The organism is Micromonospora sp. 15K316 (assembly GCF_004348525.1).
Lineage (GTDB): Bacteria > Actinomycetota > Actinomycetes > Mycobacteriales > Micromonosporaceae > Micromonospora.
Genome location: NZ_SMKG01000001.1, coordinates 112,920 through 130,632, shown reverse-complemented (window position 1 = coordinate 130,632; position 17,713 = coordinate 112,920). Strand labels below are relative to the sequence as shown.

At 72.6% G+C, this 17,713-nt stretch carries 15 protein-coding genes; 2 read left to right on the top strand and 13 right to left on the bottom strand.

All coding sequences use genetic code 11. The features are described 5' to 3' along the window. Positions 1-20 precede the first annotated feature (20 nt). The 3 genes from E1211_RS00570 to E1211_RS33125 all read right to left on the bottom strand — a co-directional run bounded on the left by E1211_RS00570 (position 21) and on the right by E1211_RS33125 (position 1,785). Positions 21-1,037, bottom strand: a complete 1,017-nt coding sequence (locus E1211_RS00570) for a hypothetical protein (protein WP_243709254.1) — start codon at positions 1,035-1,037, stop codon at positions 21-23. Positions 1,038-1,132: 95 nt separating this feature from the next. Next, positions 1,133-1,519, bottom strand: a complete 387-nt coding sequence (locus tag E1211_RS33130) for an excalibur calcium-binding domain-containing protein (RefSeq protein WP_243709246.1) — start codon at positions 1,517-1,519, stop codon at positions 1,133-1,135. Then, entirely contained in the window at positions 1,438-1,785 is a 348-nt protein-coding gene (locus E1211_RS33125; RefSeq protein WP_243709256.1) for a hypothetical protein, read from the bottom strand. Before E1211_RS33125 ends, E1211_RS33130 begins: the two co-directional genes overlap by 82 nt. 99 nt (positions 1,786-1,884) lie before the next feature. Here E1211_RS33125 and E1211_RS00560 point away from each other — a divergent pair, with 99 nt between their 5' ends. Then, complete coding sequence (locus E1211_RS00560) at positions 1,885-3,798, top strand: DUF6461 domain-containing protein (RefSeq protein ID WP_132344180.1); 1,914 nt, start codon at positions 1,885-1,887, stop codon at positions 3,796-3,798. Between the two features lie 7 nt (positions 3,799-3,805). Here E1211_RS00560 and E1211_RS00555 read toward each other — a convergent pair whose 3' ends face one another. After that, a complete protein-coding gene (locus E1211_RS00555) occupies positions 3,806-5,137 on the bottom strand; it encodes an alpha/beta hydrolase (RefSeq protein ID WP_132344178.1) in 1,332 nt (443 codons plus the stop codon). A 187-nt stretch (positions 5,138-5,324) separates the two neighbouring features. Here E1211_RS00555 and E1211_RS00550 point away from each other — a divergent pair, with 187 nt between their 5' ends. Continuing rightward, positions 5,325-5,756, top strand: coding sequence for a VOC family protein (locus E1211_RS00550; protein WP_132344176.1), 432 nt, complete (start codon positions 5,325-5,327; stop codon positions 5,754-5,756). A gap of 109 nt (positions 5,757-5,865) precedes the next feature. Here E1211_RS00550 and E1211_RS00545 read toward each other — a convergent pair whose 3' ends face one another. The 9 genes from E1211_RS00545 to E1211_RS00505 form a co-directional block, all read right to left on the bottom strand. Further along, the gene (locus E1211_RS00545) at positions 5,866-6,783 is read right to left on the bottom strand and encodes a hypothetical protein (RefSeq protein ID WP_132344174.1); all 918 of its coding nucleotides are present in this window, start codon (positions 6,781-6,783) and stop codon (positions 5,866-5,868) included. Next, positions 6,780-9,266: an Hsp70 family protein gene (locus E1211_RS00540; protein WP_132344172.1), complete on the bottom strand. Its 2,487-nt coding sequence runs from the start codon at positions 9,264-9,266 to the stop codon at positions 6,780-6,782. The genes E1211_RS00545 and E1211_RS00540 overlap by 4 nt, the downstream gene beginning before the upstream one ends. Further along, positions 9,259-9,819, bottom strand: a complete 561-nt coding sequence (locus E1211_RS00535) for a hypothetical protein (protein ID WP_132344170.1) — start codon at positions 9,817-9,819, stop codon at positions 9,259-9,261. The genes E1211_RS00540 and E1211_RS00535 overlap by 8 nt, the downstream gene beginning before the upstream one ends. Next, the gene (locus tag E1211_RS00530; RefSeq protein WP_132344168.1) at positions 9,816-10,880 is read right to left on the bottom strand and encodes a serine/threonine-protein kinase; all 1,065 of its coding nucleotides are present in this window, start codon (positions 10,878-10,880) and stop codon (positions 9,816-9,818) included. Before E1211_RS00530 ends, E1211_RS00535 begins: the two co-directional genes overlap by 4 nt. Beyond that, positions 10,877-11,665 (bottom strand): FHA domain-containing protein, encoded by a 789-nt coding sequence (locus tag E1211_RS00525; protein ID WP_132344166.1) that lies wholly within the window; start codon positions 11,663-11,665, stop codon positions 10,877-10,879. Before E1211_RS00525 ends, E1211_RS00530 begins: the two co-directional genes overlap by 4 nt. Continuing rightward, entirely contained in the window at positions 11,662-13,737 is a 2,076-nt protein-coding gene (locus E1211_RS00520) for a hypothetical protein (protein WP_132344164.1), read from the bottom strand. The genes E1211_RS00525 and E1211_RS00520 overlap by 4 nt, the downstream gene beginning before the upstream one ends. 343 nt (positions 13,738-14,080) lie before the next feature. Further along, positions 14,081-15,421 carry a glycoside hydrolase family 18 protein gene (locus E1211_RS00515; RefSeq protein ID WP_132344162.1) on the bottom strand — a complete coding sequence of 447 codons (1,341 nt, stop codon included), beginning with the start codon at positions 15,419-15,421 and terminating at the stop codon, positions 14,081-14,083. 76 nt (positions 15,422-15,497) lie between these two features. Then, entirely contained in the window at positions 15,498-16,850 is a 1,353-nt protein-coding gene (locus E1211_RS00510) for a cytochrome P450 (protein WP_243709245.1), read from the bottom strand. Then, on the bottom strand, positions 16,847-17,602 hold the full coding sequence (locus tag E1211_RS00505) for an alpha/beta fold hydrolase (RefSeq protein ID WP_132344160.1): 756 nt from the start codon (positions 17,600-17,602) through the stop codon (positions 16,847-16,849). Before E1211_RS00505 ends, E1211_RS00510 begins: the two co-directional genes overlap by 4 nt. Positions 17,603-17,713 lie beyond the last annotated feature (111 nt).

The window sequence follows — 17,713 nt, the reverse complement described above, 5'->3', positions numbered from 1 at the left end:
CCGCGCACCGCGCTCCGGGATCAGTCGACGACCGGCGGCGCCGTCTTCGCCGCCCTCGCCAGTTCGGCGGCCGCACCGGCGTACGGGTTGGAGGTGTACGTGCGGGCCAACCCGGCGGGGATCGTGAAGTACTCGGCGGACAGCTTCGCCGGATCGCTGGCGAGCTCACCGCGGGCGGGCAGGTCGTTGCCGTCGTCCCAGCCCCACGGCGCGTTGGCCGAGTTCGCCGAGCAGCTCCAGGTGCCGGAGCCGCAGTCGCCGGAGGTGTCACCGGCGAACGTGCCGAGACCGGCGAAGAGGCTCGGGTTCGACCGCTGCGCCCAGAGACCGTCGGCGGCGAAGATGTCGATCAGCTTGTACCGCACGTCGCGGTCGTTGCCGTCGCTCGGGGTCTCGGCGACCGTGGACGGGTAGTAGACCAAGCCGTCGCCGTTGATCGTGTACTGGGGGTACGCCTTCAGGCCGTGGCCCTGCGCCTCCTGCGCGGTCACCGGGTGCGGGAACGAGTCGTGCGGTGACGCCTGGAACTGGAGGGTGCCGTCGACGGTCTCGCGGCCGCTGGTCCATGTGCTGCCCGCCGGCGTGTACGAGTAGAAGTCGCTGTGCGCGACGGTGACCGCGCCCCGCAGGACGCCGTACGTGGAGCCGTCGCGCTCGACGGTGAGCAACACACCCTCGCCGTCGTTCTCGTGCTCCGTCTCGAAGAATGGGTGGTCCGTCCAGTCCCGAGGGTGGAAGAAGAGGTATGTGAGATACCAGTGCGTGCTGGTCTCGACGACGGAGTAGTACGCGTGCGCGGCCAGCGAGGTGCCGGCCTGGCCCGTCCGGTCCCAGTTGTTGCGCCCGTTCAGGTCGCCGTCGAAGTCGACCTTCGCGATGTAGTCGGACTGGCCGCCCAGCGCGTGGGCCCCGGTGGCGTCGACGTCCTGGTAGTGGATGGGGGCCCAGCGTAGGGCGAGCTCGGCCCGGCTGACGGCGGCGCTCGCCGGTGTGGGCACGGCGAGCTGCGCCGCCGCCAGGGTCGCCGCGGCGCCCACCGCCGTCAACGCCCTTACCACTCTGGACCGCCGGCTTCTGCTGTTCCTGTCGCGCATGCTCCGCTCCCGCGTCCGAACGAATAGACCACTGTGGATTATCGCGGCGTCGGACGCCGGGCGGGTGTCCGTCGAGCGAAGATCAGATTGAGGGGCATCGACGGCCGGGGTTCCGCTCTTCGCACCCATCCGTCGCCGTCGCCGTCGCGGTCCTGGTACCAGTGGTACTCGGGATCCACCTCACGACGGTACGGACCGTAGCCGGCCGCCTTGGCCTTGGCGCAGGCGGAGAAGCGCGGGTCGGCGTCGTCCGCGTCGCCGGTGTCACCGCCACCCGTCTCGCTCCCGCCCGAGTCGCCACCGCCGTTCCCGTCGTCACCGGCGTCACCGCCCGACTCGCAGGTCATCCCGTCGCCGTCGCGGTCGAGTCCGGCGCGAGAGCCTGGTTCTCCCGCCAGGAGCGGATCCCTGCCCGCCGCGCGCACGGCGTCGCAGGTGCGGTAGTGGACGAGGCCTTGCTCGGTGCGACCTTCGACGGCGACGGCTCCGCCGACGTGGTGGCCGGCGTGGGGGACGCGGACGTCGAGGACGGCAACGACGCGGCCCCGGTCTGGGCCGGCTCCGTGCGGGCGTCGGCGGGCGCGCTCGCGTCGGGTTCGGGTTCGGGTTCGTCGCAGGTGACGGCCTCGGACAGGGCGCCGCCACAGCGGAACAGCAGGAGCACCACCGCGCTGATGAGGAAGGACTGCACGGCGGTCGACTGCCGCCTCCACCACGAGGGTGCAGCGCTTGTCGGCTCCCTCCGATACCCTCGCGGCGCGCTAAATTGGTCCCGAGGCGGAGGTAGGCCATGCTCGACGTTCCCGGCAGGCTCGTCGACGAACTCGCGCCGCCGGTCGGTGCCGTCATGCGGGCGCTCCTGGAGCTGATCCCACCGGGCCCCGCGGCACGGTTGGGGCGGTGGGGCGTGCCGGGGGAGGCGAGACAACAGCGGCGACCCGCGGTCGTACGGGTCGACCACGACCGGGTGGCCCTCCCGCCGCCACACCACCCCGTGGTCGTGAAGGGCGAATCGACGGCGCTGCACGGGCTACGCCGCCTGGGCACGCTGAACCCGCGGCAACTGCCCGCCGCGTCGCCGCACCGCGATCCCGCATCGACCGAACCGGTGGTGCTGGCCGCGCTACGCGAGCTGGGGCCGCTGGTCGCCGAACGACTGCTCGGTGCGCTGGAGCTGACGGTGACCGGCACGCAGCCACCCGACGTGCCGGGCCTCGTGGCGTATCTTCCGCCGCCGCCCGCCGACGGCCGTTACGGGTTCGCCTCGCTCGGCCAGGAGAGCGAGACGCTGACCGCGGCGCTGCTGGTGGAGCGGCTGCGCCCCGGCCTCGCCGACCTGGTTCTCGCCCTGGCTCGGCGGCTCGCGGCGCACCCGTCCATCGTTCCCCTCATGGCGGAGACGTCGACCGCCGGTGACGAGGCCGCCATCGCGGCGCGGCACGGACGGGCGCACCTGGCGCTCACCGTGGCGGCGGCGCACGCCGTCGTCGGTCAGCTGCAGGTGCCACCCGCCGTCGACCGGGCCGCGCTGATCGTGGGCGTCGGGCTCGGCGCGGCGGCGGTCGTGCTCGGGGAGACGCCGATGCCCGCCGCGTACGCGGCGGCACGGCGGGAGAAGATCCGAGCCGAGTACCTGCTGCCCCGGCGGTCGTTCGGCTCGGTGCGGGTGTCGGGGCACCGCTTCGCCCTGGCCGAGGGGGCGTTCCCCGACTCCGTCGACGTTACCGGCAACGGGCTGGTCACCGTGGTCGACGGCGGTGCCGTGATCCGGACCGGCCGGGCCGACGGCGCGGTGCGGGTCCATCTGACGGTGCTGGCCGAGGCGCCGTCCGAGGTGGCGTCCGGCTGGGAGGAGATCGTCGAGGTCAGCTGGCGCGCGGCCGAGGGGCTCGCGTCGGTGCTCGGCCCCGACGGCACGAGCGAGCCGCAGCTGCGCGCCGAGACCCCACCCTGGCCCGGCGACTACCGCCTGCGGGTGCACGCGCGCGGCCGCGACGAGGCCGACGACCCGGACGCGGAGACGTACGAGCTGGTCGTCTGGTCGGCGCCCGCCGGTCCGGAGGTCGTCCATCGGCGAACCGATCGGCTGGGGCACCGCCTGCGGGGCGAGCCCGAGCCGGTGCGCGCGCCCCGGCCGGAGCAGGCGTACCGGTGGGTCCGCCGGAGCTCACTGTCGGAGGCGGCGACGGTCACCGTGACGACCGGCGCCACCGTCGAGGAGGTGCTGCGCGCCTTCGGTGCCGACCCGAAGCGGCCGGAGCCGATCCCTTCGATCGAGGAGGACCTGTTCGCCGGGGACTCGAACTTCCCCTGGGTCACGGTGCTCGACACCGGGCCGGCGATCCTGGCCGTCGAGTTCAACGGCTTCCGCGGCTCGCGGGGACCGGTCCTGCGGCGGGCCTCCGCAGGCGGTCGGTCGGCCAGCATGTTTTGGAACGTCAGGGCGCTCACCCGGCTCTCCTTCGCGGAGCACGGGCGACTGCTCGCCGCGTTCGAGCCCGGGACGGGCGGGGACCTCGAAGCGATGATCGCCGCGGAGCCGGCGGTCGCGGCGGCGCTCGCCGGGCTCGATCTCGACGACCACGTCGACCGGGGGCAGAAGGGTCTGGTCGCGGTGGAGCGGTTCACCGGATACGGCATCACGGCGGCCGACCTCGACCGCATCACGGCGGCCGGGATCGGCTTCCGGATCGTCGCCGACTAGCTCGTGGTCAGAAGTCGTCGACGTTCACCGTCACGCGGTGCTCGCTCGACCTCCAGTTCGGCACGCTGATCAGGTCGAACCCGCCGCCCCGCTGGTCGACCGCGATCGAGACGAGGCCGAGGTGCGCCGGCGCGGCCGGGATGAAGACGTCCATGCCGGTCATGAAGGTCTGGCTGAAGAACTCCGGCAGGGGAGCGGTCAGGTCGGTGACCCGGTCGCTGCCGTCGTCGAAGGCGAAGATGCCGATGGTCCGCTTGGCGCGTGGCGTGTTCGCCGCGTTCAGCACGTCACGGCCGTTGATCCACAGCTTGTCGCCCGCGTCGCCCTGGTCGCCCCACCACTCCTTCTGCCGCTGGATGGTCAGGGCCGTGTGCCGGTCGCTGGTGTCGATCAGCGCGCTGAGCCCCTCACCGGGCCGGCTGGTGAGCAGCCGGAGGAACGTGTCGGAGCGCAGGAACGGCTGGAAGTAGAAGTGGTGGGTCGGCGCGCCCGTCCGCACGATCGCGAACTCGTACCGGGCGGTGGCGCGCACCGGGATCGGACCGAACGAGCCGTCGCCGGTCAGCGCCAGCCGGTGCGCGGGACGGTCGGCGAGCCGACGGCCGGTCAGGGAGCTCACCGGGTAGATCTCGAGCGTCGCGCCGGTGACGCCGACGTTGCTCGGGAAGAGCACCGCGCGGCCGGAGACCCGGGCTTTCCCGAGGAGTTGGGGAACGATTCGCGTGGTGTGCGGGGCCCGGCCGCGGAAGAACCGGAAGATCTCGCGGAACGACTCCTCCGACGACACGGTCTGGGTGTGCGACTGGTCCGGGAGGTACACGTTGGTCGCGCCCGTGATGGCCCGGGCCGGGTCGCCCTCGCCCCAGATCGCGAGCGTGGGCACCCCGCCCGGCGGAGACGCCGCGGTGCGCCCGTCCAGGTTGACGTAGTGCGCGACCCGGCCGGCGCGCGCCGGGGAGCTGGTGAGGTAGCTCTGCATGACGAAGGTGCCGAGGGAGTGTGCCAGCAGATCCACCTTGTCCGCGCCGCTGGCCGCCAGCAGCCGGCTGATCCGGGCGTCCAACTCCGCGTAGATCTGGGGCAGGATGGTGGCGACGTTGGGTGAGTCGTACTCCTGCGCCTCGATGATGTCGATCGGGTAACCGTTGCTGGCCAGGCGCTTGGCCTGCGTCTGGAACTGCGACGCCGATCCGGCGCTGCCGTGTACGAAGACCACGGGACGGTACGCCGCCCGGGCGGCGGCCTCGGCGGCGACGGGTGGGCTGGTGGTGACGGCGAGCCCGGCCGCGACCGTGACCGCGGTCAGCATTGCGAGCGTCCGCCGGCGAAGAGTGTGCATCGGTCCTCCATCGATCGACGAAGTTCTTGCACTACGAGCGCAAGTATCGTGCCAGAAGGCGGCGGGCAGGCCAACCCTTCCGCCGTACCGGAGGATGGCGGAGGATGGCGGAACAGGCGCGGCCGCCGACTCCGTCCCGACGCGCGACGGGAGCGGCCGCGACCTTCCGAGAGAGGAGCCAGCCCACGTGACCACCCTCAACTCGCCCGTCCCGCGGTTCCACCTGGCGATGCCCGTCGACGACCTCGACGCCGCCCGGCACTTCTACGGGAAGATCATCGGCTGTGAGCAGGGGCGCAGCTCCGAGACCTGGATCGACTGGAATCTGCGCGGTCACCAGTTCGTCACCCACCTCGCCCCGGCGCGCGGGCCGGCGGCTCACAACCAGGTCGACGGCCACGACGTACCCGTCCCGCACTTCGGCCTGCTGTTGACCATCCCCGAGTTCCACGACCTCGCCGAGCGGCTCCGCGCCGCCGGTACGACCTTCGTCATCGAGCCCTACCTGCGTTTCGCGGGCAAACCCGGCGAGCAGTGGACGATGTTCCTCTACGACCCGGCCGGGAACGCCCTGGAGTTCAAGGCGTTCGCCGACGACTCCCAGGTCTTCGCCGCCTGAACCGGCAGCCCGCACGGCTCACCGGGACCCGCCCGCACGGGTCCGCCTGCACGGCCCACCCGGGCGCCGCGTGCACGGGCCGCCGGGCCGGCCGGCGTCGCGGTTGGTCTCAGCGCGGGGTCAGGACGAGGCTGACCGTCCGGTTGCGGGCCTCCCGTTCGAAGGGCCGCTCCGACTGCTCCGCGGACCTCATCGCGAACGCCGTCAGCGGCAGGCCGCTCGCCTCGGCGAGTTGCCGGGCGGCGTCCTCGGCCCGGCTCAGCGCCGTTCCGGAGCCGCCGCTCGTCCGCCCGCCCGGAACCGGCACGCTGTGCCCGACGACGGTGATCGACGCGTCGAGCCCGTCCAGTCGGCGGCCGACCCTGTCGAGGAGCGCGGCCCCGTCGGCGGTCAGGCGGGTGTCCTCGATGAACAGACCCTCCCGGAAGTAGACCTCGACGGTGCCCGACCCGCGTTTCACGATGACTCCGGGCATCGTGAGCCGCCGGCTGATCACGTCGAGCCGGGTGGTCAGCCGCTCGGCCGCGGCGGAGCGCTCGGCCTCCACCTGTGCCAGCCGGTGGGCCAGCTCCTCGGCGCGCCGTCGCTGCTCCTCACCGGCCTCCGTCGGCGACGAGGTGGCGGCAGCCGGGGCGGTCGCCACCGGCCGGCGTGGATCGTCACCGGCCACGGCGACGGCGCCACCGGCTACGGCGGCCACGACCAGCACCCCGCCGGCCACCGCGACCCGCCCCGGCTGGGCGACCGGCCGGGACGGACGCTTCCCGGCCACGATCCCGGCGAGGATCCGCCGCCCCTCGGCGGCGCCGGCATGCTCCGGGTCGCCGGCCTGCACGCGCGCCCAGCACTCGTCCGCGTCCCGCCAGCGGCCCTGTTGGGCGCGGATGCGGGCGAGCAGGTCGAAGACCGACAGATCCTCGGTCTCCAACCCGGTGAGCAGCTCGGCGGCGGCCTCCAGCTCGCCGCGCCGGGCCGCCGCGGCGGCCCGGCTCACCGCCAGATCGGTCTCGATGGCCGGTGCGCTCATCGGAGAGTCAATCCGATGATCTTGTTCTGCTCCTCGTCGGGGAGCAGCCGGACCAACCGGCTGTTGACCGAGTCGAGGGCCCGCTCGTCGTTGGCGGCCAGCGCTTCGCGGCCCTCCCGGATCAGCCGCGTCGCCTCACCGGCGGGCCGCATCCGGCTCTGCTGCTCGCCGAGCCAGTAGAAGACCTGCACCGACCAGCCGGGCTGGCGCCGTTGCAGGTCGATGAGGTACCCGGTGACGCGGTCGATCTCCGCACGGATCCGTGCCGCGTTGCCGCTGGCGATGGCGTCCTCCGCGCGCCGCTCCAGTTCGGCGTGCTCCTGACGGTCGGCCTGCTGCCCCGCGCGGGCGGCCAGGTCGGCGGCCTCGGCGAGCAGTTGGCGCAGTTCCTGGATCATCGCGGGCCGGTCGGCGGCCTCCTCGATGTCGTCGAGCTGCGCCTGCACCTCGCGCAACCGGTCCTCGGCGCTCGCCGCGGCGCCGGTGTCGACGGCGGCGGCGCGCACCTGCTCCCGGGCGGTGGTCAGGGTGCCCTCCTCGGAGAGCTGGTCCAGCCGGTCGCGCACCTCCGGCGTCTGCGCGGCGTGCGACTGGCGCAGCGTGTCCACCCGTCCCTCGACCTCGCTGAGGGTCTTCACGAGGTCGTCCGGCTTCGGCGCGCGTACGTCGTCGAGGTTGATCTCCGCGTCGAACTGGGTCTGGATGAGCGGGACGTCCGCGACCACGGTGACGAGATTGGAGGCGTCCACCTCGAACGTGACCTCGACCTCGGTGCCGGCCGGCAGGTCGATCCGCAGGTCCACCGGGCGGATCTCCAGCATGCCGACCTGCCGGTTGCGGTCGGCGCGGTTGCGCTCGCCCTGCACCACGGGGATGCGGACCAGGGCCTCGTCGTCCGAGCGGCGCAGGGCGCCCGCGGTGCGGAACACCTCCCGGGCCCGCGCCGGCAGCGTCGCGCCCTTGCGCAGCAGCGGCGCGAAGGCCCGGTCGGCCAGCTGGATGCCGAGTGAGTGGGTGAGGCGGGCGCCGCCGAACTCCACCTCCCGGTGCGTGATCGACAGCGAGTCGGGGACCACCTTCCGCGGCACACCCGCCCGGTCGGTGAGCTCGATGCGGAAGTGCGACACCTTGTGCGCGTCGATGTCGACCTCGGTCATGAAGGCGCCCGCGGCGTTCACCGCGATCCGGCCGCTGCGGAACGGCGGCTGGCCGCCCGGATTGCTGAGGACGACCCCGAAGCCGGTGAAGTCCGCCTCCGAGGACGCGTGCAACCGCCCGGCGACCGTCGGCGTCGTCGTGGTGACGCTCGGCTCGTAGGCCAGTTCGAGGCCGAACTCGTCCGCCGCGGGCTGGAACGACGGCGGGTCGGGGTGCCGGACCGTGCTGGCGAAGATCGCGGCGCCGCGGGCGACCACCGTGGTCGGGTCGAGGCTGGTGTCCAGCGTGATGCCGAGGCCGTCCTGCGGGTCGGCCAGACGCTCCCGAAGGCCGGGGGAGAGGGTCACGCCCCCCACGAGCAGCAGCTTGTCGATGTCGTCCGGTCGCAGCCCGCCGTCCGCCAGCGCCTGCCGGCAGAGGTTGACGGCCCGGGCGTAGAACGGCTCGGCGATCCGGTCGAGATCGTCGCGCCGCAGCGTGTACTCGAACGTCTCGGTGTCGCCGTCGCCCACCGTCAGCTCGACCATCAGGTCGACCGCGTCCCGGCGGGAGAGCTGGATCTTGCCATCCTCGGCGGCGCCCTTCAGCTTGGCGAAGTTGCCCCGCCACGCCGGGTTGTCCCGACGGAAGTCGGTCAACCCGAGGGCACCCGCTGCCGCCGGAGCGAGGACCCGCTCGACGACCGCCCAGTCGATCAGCTTGCCGCCCAGGTACGGGTCGCCGGCGTGGTTGAGCACCCGCAGGTCGCCGTCGCGCTTGCTCACCACCGCCGCGTCGAAGGTCCCGCCACCGAAGTCGAAGACCATCCAGTAGGCCCGATCGTCGGCGTCGTGGAAGCCGTACGCGAACGCGGCCGCGGTGGGCTCCTGGACCAGTGGGCACGCGGCGCTGAAGCCGGCCAGGGTGGCCGCCTCCAGCGTCGCCTTGTTCTGGTTCAGCGAGAAGGCCGCCGGCACGGTGATCACCGCGGCGTCCGCCGGACTGCCGGCGTGGTGTGCCGCGTCGGCCCGCAGCGACTTCAGCACCTCGGCGGAGAGCTGCGGCGGGGTGAGGCGCACGCCGCCCCGGACGAAGTCCTTGCCGGCGTCGGCTAGCCCCATCTCGAGCTTGAACTCGGAGGTCGCGTTGTCGGGATCGCTCTCCACGCGCTCGCGCGCCTTCCGGCCGACATGCACCGTGCCCGGCTTCGGGATCCACACCGCCGACGGCGTGATGTCCCAGCCGTCGTTGTTCTTGATGACCGCCACGGCACCGTCCTCTTCGACCATCGCTATAGCGCTGTTGGTGGTGCCGAGGTCGATGCCGAAGTCGATGGTGTCACGCATTGTCGTTCCCTCCGTCGGGGGATTGGCTGGGGGTACCGACGATCACCTGCCCCATCTGGACCAGGCGGCCGTGCAGGTAGACCGAGGGCCGCACCGTCTCGAGGACGGTCTCGGCGGTGAGGGCGGGGTTCTCCTGGTAGACGAGCACCTCGAGCGCCCGGCCGGGGTTGAAGGCGTCGCCGTCGTGGTCCTGGAGGACCAGTCCGGCGTCGGCCAGCGCCTCCGCGCAGGTGCGCAGGTATCGCGCGGCCTGACGGTCGCGGGGGCTGGGGCGTTCGCCCGGCGGGGTCAACTTGCGCTCCGCGCGCCACAGGTTCGTCGCGGCCGCCGCGAGCGCCGCCTCGTCGGGCTCCGCGGCCGTGGCGGCCACGGTCTCGGTGGGCGCCGGTTCCACCATCGGATCCGTCGGCGCCGGTGTGGCCGCCTGGGCCTGGGCCAACAGCTCCTCGATCTGACGGCACTGCTGCTCCGTCCAGACGGGCGCGGAGATCCGGAACGCCGGGTGGTGCCGACGCTGGCGCAGCTCCTCGCGCAGCCGGACCAGCCGGGTCACAACGTCACCCCCCGGCGCCACAGGGTCAGCTTGGGCAGGTAACGCGCCCGGAGATCCGGTGACAGGTTCACCGCCTCCTCCATCAGGTCGGCGGCGCGATCGAGTTGCCCCGCGCGCCGGGACAGATCCAGGGCCTCCTCGGCCAGTCGCAGGGCCCGCGCGCTCGGCGGGGGCGGCTCCACGACCCCGCCGTCCGGCTTCCCTGCGCCGTCGACGTGTTGCCGCCGCTTGCGCAGCTCACCGGCGAGAACGCCGGCCGAGGCGAGCCGGTTCCCCGCCGCCACCTCAAGCGTGGCCAGCACGATCCGGTCGAGCTCGGCGTCCACCGCCGGGTTGTAGCGGCTGGGCGGCAGCGGCCCACGCGCGAACCGGCTCGGCGAGTACGAGGAGAGCGGGCCGCCGTCGTCGTACGGGAGGCGGTTGGTGAGCAGCAGGTAGGCGATTGTGCCGACGGACCACACGTCGCTGGCCCGCGAGTAGCCCTCCCGTCGCAGCACCTCCGGCGCCATGAAGGCGAACGTCCCCTGGGCGCTGGCGAGCATGGTGAACGGGTCGGCCCGCTTGGCGAGCCCGAAGTCGCTGATGCGCAGCCGCATGCCACTACCGTCGTATCCCACCAGGATGTTCGCCGGGGTGAGATCCCGGTGCAGGATCGGCGGGTCCTGCTCGTGCGCGGCAGTGAGGCCCGCGGCGATCTGCTCGACCACCTCGATGACGAGATCGACGGGAGCGGTGGGGGAGTGCGCGCGGGCCAGCCGCTCCAGGCTGCCCCCGGCGACGTACTCCATCGTGAAGAAGCCGCGTACGCCCCGCGCCGTACGCACCGTGCCGGCGTCGAAGACGCGGACGATGTTCGGGTGGCCCAGCGTGGAGAGCAGGCGGGCCTCCTCCAGCAGCGTGCGGGTCTCCTCCAGCGACGCGACCCGCTTGAAGACCTTCATCGCCTGCCAGCCGAGGTACTCGTGCCGTACCCGGTGCACCTCGGCGAACGCGCCCTCGCCGAGCATCCGGTCCACGACCAGCGTCTCGGTCACCCGGTCACCGTTGTCGAGCAGCGTCATCGGCCGCCTCCCGCCTCGTCGGCCGGGTGGACGTTGAGTCGGTACCCGATGCCGGTGACGGTCTCCAGGAGCCGTGGCGCGGACGGGTCCGCCTCGATGCTCCGGCGTACCGCGCGCACCACGCCGGCCAGGTCGGCGCGGGTGTAGGAGCGGCTCGGCGGCCACTCCTCGGGCGAACCCCAGAGCGCGGTGATCAGTTCCTCGTGCCCGCAGGCCACCGCGGCGCCGTTGCTGCTGCGCCCGACCATGTACCGCAGCAACTGGTGGCCCTGCGGACGCAGCCCACTCACCGCGGTTTCGCCCTCCGCGTCGCAGCGGTACGCCCGTGCCTCCACCCAGTCGTAGCGCAGGCTGGGACCGCGCGCGGGCACCGTCGGCGGCGGCTCGAACGGCGCGGGCTGGGTGGTGTGCGGGTCGAGCAGCGTCAGCTCCCAGTAGAGCGGCTCACCCTCGGACGACATGTCGCCGAGGATCAGCAGCGTGTCGCCGTGCCGCAGGCGGCGGCGCCCGACCAGGCGTTCGGTGCGCCCGCCGAGGGTCCGCAACAGGGTGCCGTTGACGCTCGCGTTGTCGGTCACCGACCAGCCGCCGTCGACCACGTCCAACGTGCAGTGCAGGCGCCCAACCCAGCGCTGCGGATCCGGTTCGAGACTCACGTCGGGGGTGTGGTCCGGCGCGGTACGGCCGACCGTGATCGGGCCGTCCGCCAGCTCCATCCCGGTGGCGGCTCCCTCCGGGGAGCGCACCCGTAGCGTCACCCCACGGGTCTTCGGTGCGGTGTTCACTGCCGGATCCCCCCGCTGAAGGGCTGGTCGTCGTCCCGATGAGCCAGGCAGGCCACGTGGACCGGACTGGCCGGCTCGTTCCACCAGGGCGGCCAGGCGGCCGTCACCGTGTATCCGTCGGGCACCTGCTGCGAATTCGCCAGACCGAGGCACACGAGGTTCGCGGCCTGCGCCACCGCGGCCTCGTCGGACCACGGCCCGGTCACCTGCCGATAGCCGAGGATCTGCGCCCAGTGGGGCTGGTCGCAGCGGACGATCGGCAGCTTCTCGTCCCACTTCGCTTCCGGCTGTACGACCTCCACGCAGGATCCGATCGGGGGGTTCTCGAGGATGCCCTCACGTGAGGTCAACGGCATCGACGCGGCCAGTTGCGCGTTCCCGGAGCCCGCCCCCATGGCCTGGCCCTTCCACCGCTTGTCGTCGACCCGACGCGCCGCGCAGGTCGCGTAGTTCGGGTCCGGATCCTGCGCGTCCCAGTCGATCTGTCCGGTGTAGATCACCTCGACGTCGTAGGTCTGCGGAGAGAGGCTGAACTGGGCCAGCTTCTCCGCGCAGAGGAACGTGGCCAGCCGGGACACCTCCTCGACACCGGGGTACTCCGCAGGGCCTGTCGCCAGAGGCAGATAGGCCACCACCTCGGCCCAGTGCTCCTCCGCGCAGTCCACGACGCTCACCGCCGAGTTGCCGTCGCGCCAGTCGGCGGCCTCGGCGACGCACGCGCCCGCCGGTGGATTGTCGGTCAAGGTCCGGCTGTGGACGTCCACCCGCTGCGCGTCGGGACCGCTGAACGCCTGGTACAGCACGTAGATCACGAGCAGCACCGCGCAGACGGCGACCACGCCGAGGACCCGCCGGCGGCGGCCCTGCCGCTCGTACGCCGGCCGCGGTGCGGGCCGGTAGCCGAGCCCGCCGGCGTTCAGCTCCGCCAGCATCTGCCGCACCACCGTGGTGAGGGCCTCGTCGTCGGACTGGCTGAGGAGGTTGCGCAGGAACTGCACGGCCGCGTACCGCCCGTGCGTCCGCTCCAGCAGGCGGACCCGGGCCCGGAACTCCTGGATCGCCCGCTCCTCGCCGACGAAACCGTCGCGGTTCTCGTGGATCCTGCGGATCGTCTCCGGGTCGGTCGCGAGCTTCTCCGCCTCGGCCAGCCACGTCTTGACGTCGCCCTCGTACCGCCCGGTCTTGCCTTGCTTGGCGACCGCGCAGTTGTTCAGGGCCACCGCGATCCGGTTGCGCGCGGTGGCCGTACGCCGGTGCCTGTCGATCGGGGCGAGCCCTTCGAGCCGCGCGAGGGCAGGAAGCGCCTCGGCGTGCACCCTCGCCACCGTGCCCTCGATGTCACCGGACTCGAGGAGCCGGTGCAGTTCACCCGTGATCGCTTCGAGCTTCTCGTACTGCGGGCCGGCCGCCTCTTCGACGAGCCGGTCCCGGTCACGCTCCGGAACGGGCCAGTCCGCGAGGCTCTTTCGCAGCGGGGCAGGATATTCGGCGGTCGCGGCCAGTTGCAGCACCGGCTGGACCAGCACGCCCGGCAGTTCGGCGCGCAGCGCCTCCACCACCGCGGCGTCGAGTTGGCGGTCGTCGAGCTGTTCGACGCGGTGGTGCAGGTGGCGCCAGAACGCGGCCGACCGCAGGGTCTTCGTCCAGGCCGATGCCGCCGTCGCCCACCTGTCGTCCACCCGACCGTCCATGGCCAGCGCCAGGACGTCCGCCGGATCCATGTCGAGCACCTCGGCGTGGGCCCGCACCGCGCGATCGTGTTCGGTGTGGGTCGTGGTCGGGCACCCGCAGTCGTCCGGCGCACCCCAGGCGCCGAAGATCTCGTGCACGAGGCGGCGTCGCGGGTCACCCAGGAGGACGTCGAACGCGGCGCGCAGTTCCTCCGGGCCGACCGCCGGGCCCAACCCGTCGACGTCCGCGCCGACCTTGAACGCCGCCGCCAACCGCTGCTGGCGGCGGCGGGCCGTGGGCCGGTCCACGTCGACCGGCAGGCCGGTCACCCGGAAGGCGTTGCGCCGGTAGAGCTCCGGCCCGGCCACTTCACGCAGACCCGTCAGCACCGCCTCATCCACGCCGGCTCCCCAGGACGACATCACCCACGCCATAGATCGGCATGCCCGATCCGAACGTAGCCCTCTCGATGAACCTCGACGGTGCCCGGCACGCCGACGGCGCCATGAACATTAGCCATAGTGGACGACTTCTGGAGTCCGTCCGGGTGTCGTGCTCCGTCGTCGCCCCGCTCGGTTCACCACCGGGGCGATGCACCGAGTCTGCCGGGACGGGGTTGCTCCGGGCCACGGAAAACAGTTGGAAATCAGATGGTCGCCGCGGCACCGCCGATGTTCCGCCGGCCTGCCGCCGCCCGAGCGGTCGACGACGGGCCGGCGGGGCAGTGCCGGGCGGCCGGTAGGGCTACGGTGTCGCCAGCCCGAGACCGATCGTCTTGGTCAACGTGGCCGTGTCGTCGTCGCCGTCGAGCGACCAGATCATCGCCCCGGCGAGACCGGAGCGGCGGATGTAGAGCATCTTCTGCAGGACGACCACCGGGTCGTCGTACGTCCAGAACGTCGTGCCGTCGAAGAGCCAGGCATGCCCGCCACGCAGGTCGCGGCGCAGGGTGAAGCCGTTGTCCGGCAGGGTCTTGAGTCGCCGGTAGTCCTCGAAGCCGGGCTCGAAGGTCGCCGGCGCGGGCCCCGCCGCGGGCTGGAACAGGCCGTCCCCGCCGCCGGTGACGCCGGTCCAGCCCCGGCCGAAGTACGGCACACCCAGGACCAGCTTCCCGCGCGGCGCGCCGCGGGCGATCCAGCCGTCGATGGCGACCTCCGCGGAGAAGTCCGGGTCGTCCGGCGCGCCCGCCGGCACTCGCAGCGCCGAGTGCTGGTTGGTGACAGCCTCCCAGGAGCCGTGGAAGTCGTACCCCTGCACGGTGGCGAAGTCGAGGTAGCGGAAGATCTTGCGCCCCTCGTATCCGGCGTCCATGGTCGCCGGGTTGGCCGGCAGGAAGGCCGTCAGCTCGTAATGCTTGCGGGTCGTCCGGCCGTAGCCGTCCAGTTGCCGGCGGAACTCGGCGAGCAGCTTGGTGAAGTTCTCCCGGTCCTCGGGACGGATGACGTTGCCCGGCTCACCCGGCCAGTTCGGCCACTCCCAGTCCAGGTCGATCCCGTCGAAGACACCGGCGGCCGCGCCCGGTCCGCCGCTGCCGCCGTCGAGGACCGGGAGGTTGCCCTTGAGGTAGAGGTCGATGCAGGAGGCCACGAACGCCTTGCGGGAGGCGTCGGTGCGGGCGGCGTTCGAGAAGTACGTCGACCAGCTCCAGCCACCGAGCGAGATCAGCACCTTCAGGCCGGGGTGCCGCGCCTTCAACTTGGCTAGCTGGCCGAAGTTGCCGTTGAGCGGCTCGCCCCAGGCGTCCGCCACACCGTCGACGCTCTCCTCGGCCGGGACGGGGCGCTGGTAGTCGGCCCAGGCGTCACCCTCGCCCGGCCCGCCGTCGACGTAGCAGCGGCCGTCCTCGCTGACGTTCCCGAAGGCGTAGTTGATGTGGGTGAGGCGGCTCGCCGCGCCGGAGGTGTCGAGCTTGCCGATCGTGTAGGCCCGGTCGTAGATCCCCCACTGGGTGAAGTAACCCACCCGGAGGTAGCCGTCCCGACCGTTCGGGCTCACGCCCGCGCTCGCGCTGGTCGGCGGGGCGGCGGTGACCAGCAGCGTCGCCAGGGCGGCGACGGCGGTGAGACGGTGACGGAATGGTCGCATGGCACTCCCCACGCTCGGATGAAAATAGTAAGGAGACCTTTCTGATCGATGAAGTTAAGCGTGTCACACTCTGTGGTCAAGCCTTGACACCGTTCGCCCGCGTCGGAGGTCGGCGCCGTCGCCAGTGGATCGGCAACCGCTTCACACCGCGCTGGAAGTTCGAGCATAGGAAGGCCGGGGCGCCCGCGTACGAGACGCTCGTCGTCCGGGCCAGCAGCTCCTCCAGGAGGGCGCGCAGCTGGCGGCGGGCCAGCTGCGCGCCGAGACAGAAGTGCGGCCCGTGGCCGAAGGCGAGCTGCGGATTCGGGTGGCGCGCGAGGTCGAGCCGGTCCGGCTCGGTGAACACCCGCTCGTCCCGGTTGGCCGAGGTGAACGAGACGACCACCTTGTCGCCGGCCCGCACCCGTGTGCCGGCGACCGTGGTGTCCACGGTGGCGGTACGCCGGAACACCATCACCGGCGTCCACCAGCGCAGCAGCTCGTCGGGGGCGGTGTCGAAGAGCGCCGGCTCCTGACGCAACCGCTCCAGCTGCGCCGGATGCTCCAGCAGGGCGATCATCGCCCCCGGCAGGCCGTTGCGGACCGTCTCGTTCCCGGCCACGGCGAAGAGCCAGAACATGTTCTCGAACTCCTCCGTCGACAGCCGCTCGTCGCCCCGCTGCGCCAGCAGAACGGACATCACGTCCCGCCCCGGACGGCGGCGCTTCGACTCGGCCAGCAGGTGCGCGTACGCATAGAGGTCGGCCATGCCGGCGCGGCTGCGGGGATCGGGCAGCCGGCCGTCGGGACCCGGCGCGGGACGGTGCCGCAGCGCCTCCCGGGCCGCGTCGGTGCCGGCCCGCGCGTCGAACGCGGCCGACACCGCGTAGTCCGGGTCCTGGAACCCGATCACCCGGTTGGACCAGTCGTAGAGCAGCCAGCGGTCGGTCTCCGGCACCCCGAGCACGTCCGCGAGCGTGAGCAGGGGCAGGTCGGCGGCGAGATCACGGGCGAAGTCGAAGACCCCCTCGTCCGCGTCGCCGAGCACGCGCGCGACGAGCATCGCCGCGTTCGCGCGGATCGACGCCTCCAGCGCGGCGACCGCCCGCGGCGTGAACGAACGCGCGACCGGACGGCGCAGGCGCCCGTGCTCCGGCGGGTCCATGTTGAGCATCATCCGCCGGACGTAGCCCAGGTCCTCGCCGGTGGCGGGGTCGCGGACCTGGGTGGCGCCGAGCCAGGACGAGAAGAGCCCCGGCTGCCGGAGCACGTCGGTCACGTCGGCGTGCCGGAGCACCAGCCAGAAGCCCGGGCCACCGGGCAGCCCGAGCAGCGGCGGCTCCTCGACCCACACCACCGGGCCGGCCGCGCGCAGCGCGGCGAGCAGGTCGTACGGCACGCCGTCGACGTAGGTGCGGGGATCGACCAGCGGCGTCGGGTCGAGCGTCACCGCCCGAGGAACTCCTCGACCACGGTGGCCAACCGCACCGGCGCCTCGTACATCGCGTAGTGCCCGGCGTCGGGGAGCACCTCGAGGCGGGCGTTGGGGTAGTGCCGCATCCAGGTCTCGCGCATGGTGTCGGCGCCGAGCGCCGGATCCTGCGCGCCGACGACCGCGAGCGCCGGTACCGGATTGCCCTTAACCTCGTCGGTGAAGTCGGTACGCGCCCAGGCGGTGAGGTAGGCGCCGAACGCCTCGCGGGCGGAGTTCTCGACGGAGAAGCGGACCATCTCGTCGAGCCAGCGGCCGGAGAGTCGGTTGCCGGTGGTGAGGTCAATGATGGCGCGCCGGTTTCCCGGGTCGGCCGCCGCGCCGTCGAAGAGCGTCCAGCTCTGCAGGTCGAAGGGGACCCCGCCGGCGGGGACCGGGCTGATGCCGACGAGGCGCTCCACCCGCTCCGGCGCGTCGGCGAGCACCCGTTGAGCAGCGCTGCCGCCCATGGAGTGCCCGACCACGGAGAAGGTGCTCCAGCCGAGCGAGTCGGCCAGGTCGAGGGCGTCGCGGGAGATCTCCGCGATGCTGTGCTCGCCGGGGACGTCGGCGCGCTCGCCGTACCCGCGGTAGTCCAGGAAGACCCAGGTGAAGCGGTCGCCGTCGATCAGCTCCGGCAGCCAGCCCCAGCCACGGGCGGAGCCGAACCAACCGTGCAGCGCGAGCACCCGCTGCGGCCCGCGACCGACGCTGATGTGGTTGATCGTCATGACGACCCCTTCCGCTGCTGCGGCGCTACGCCGGGAGCTGGTGCACGTGGAAGCGACCGTAGTGCCCTCGGCAACCGAGCGGAAGGGAGCGGTCGCCGGCTGTACAGATCT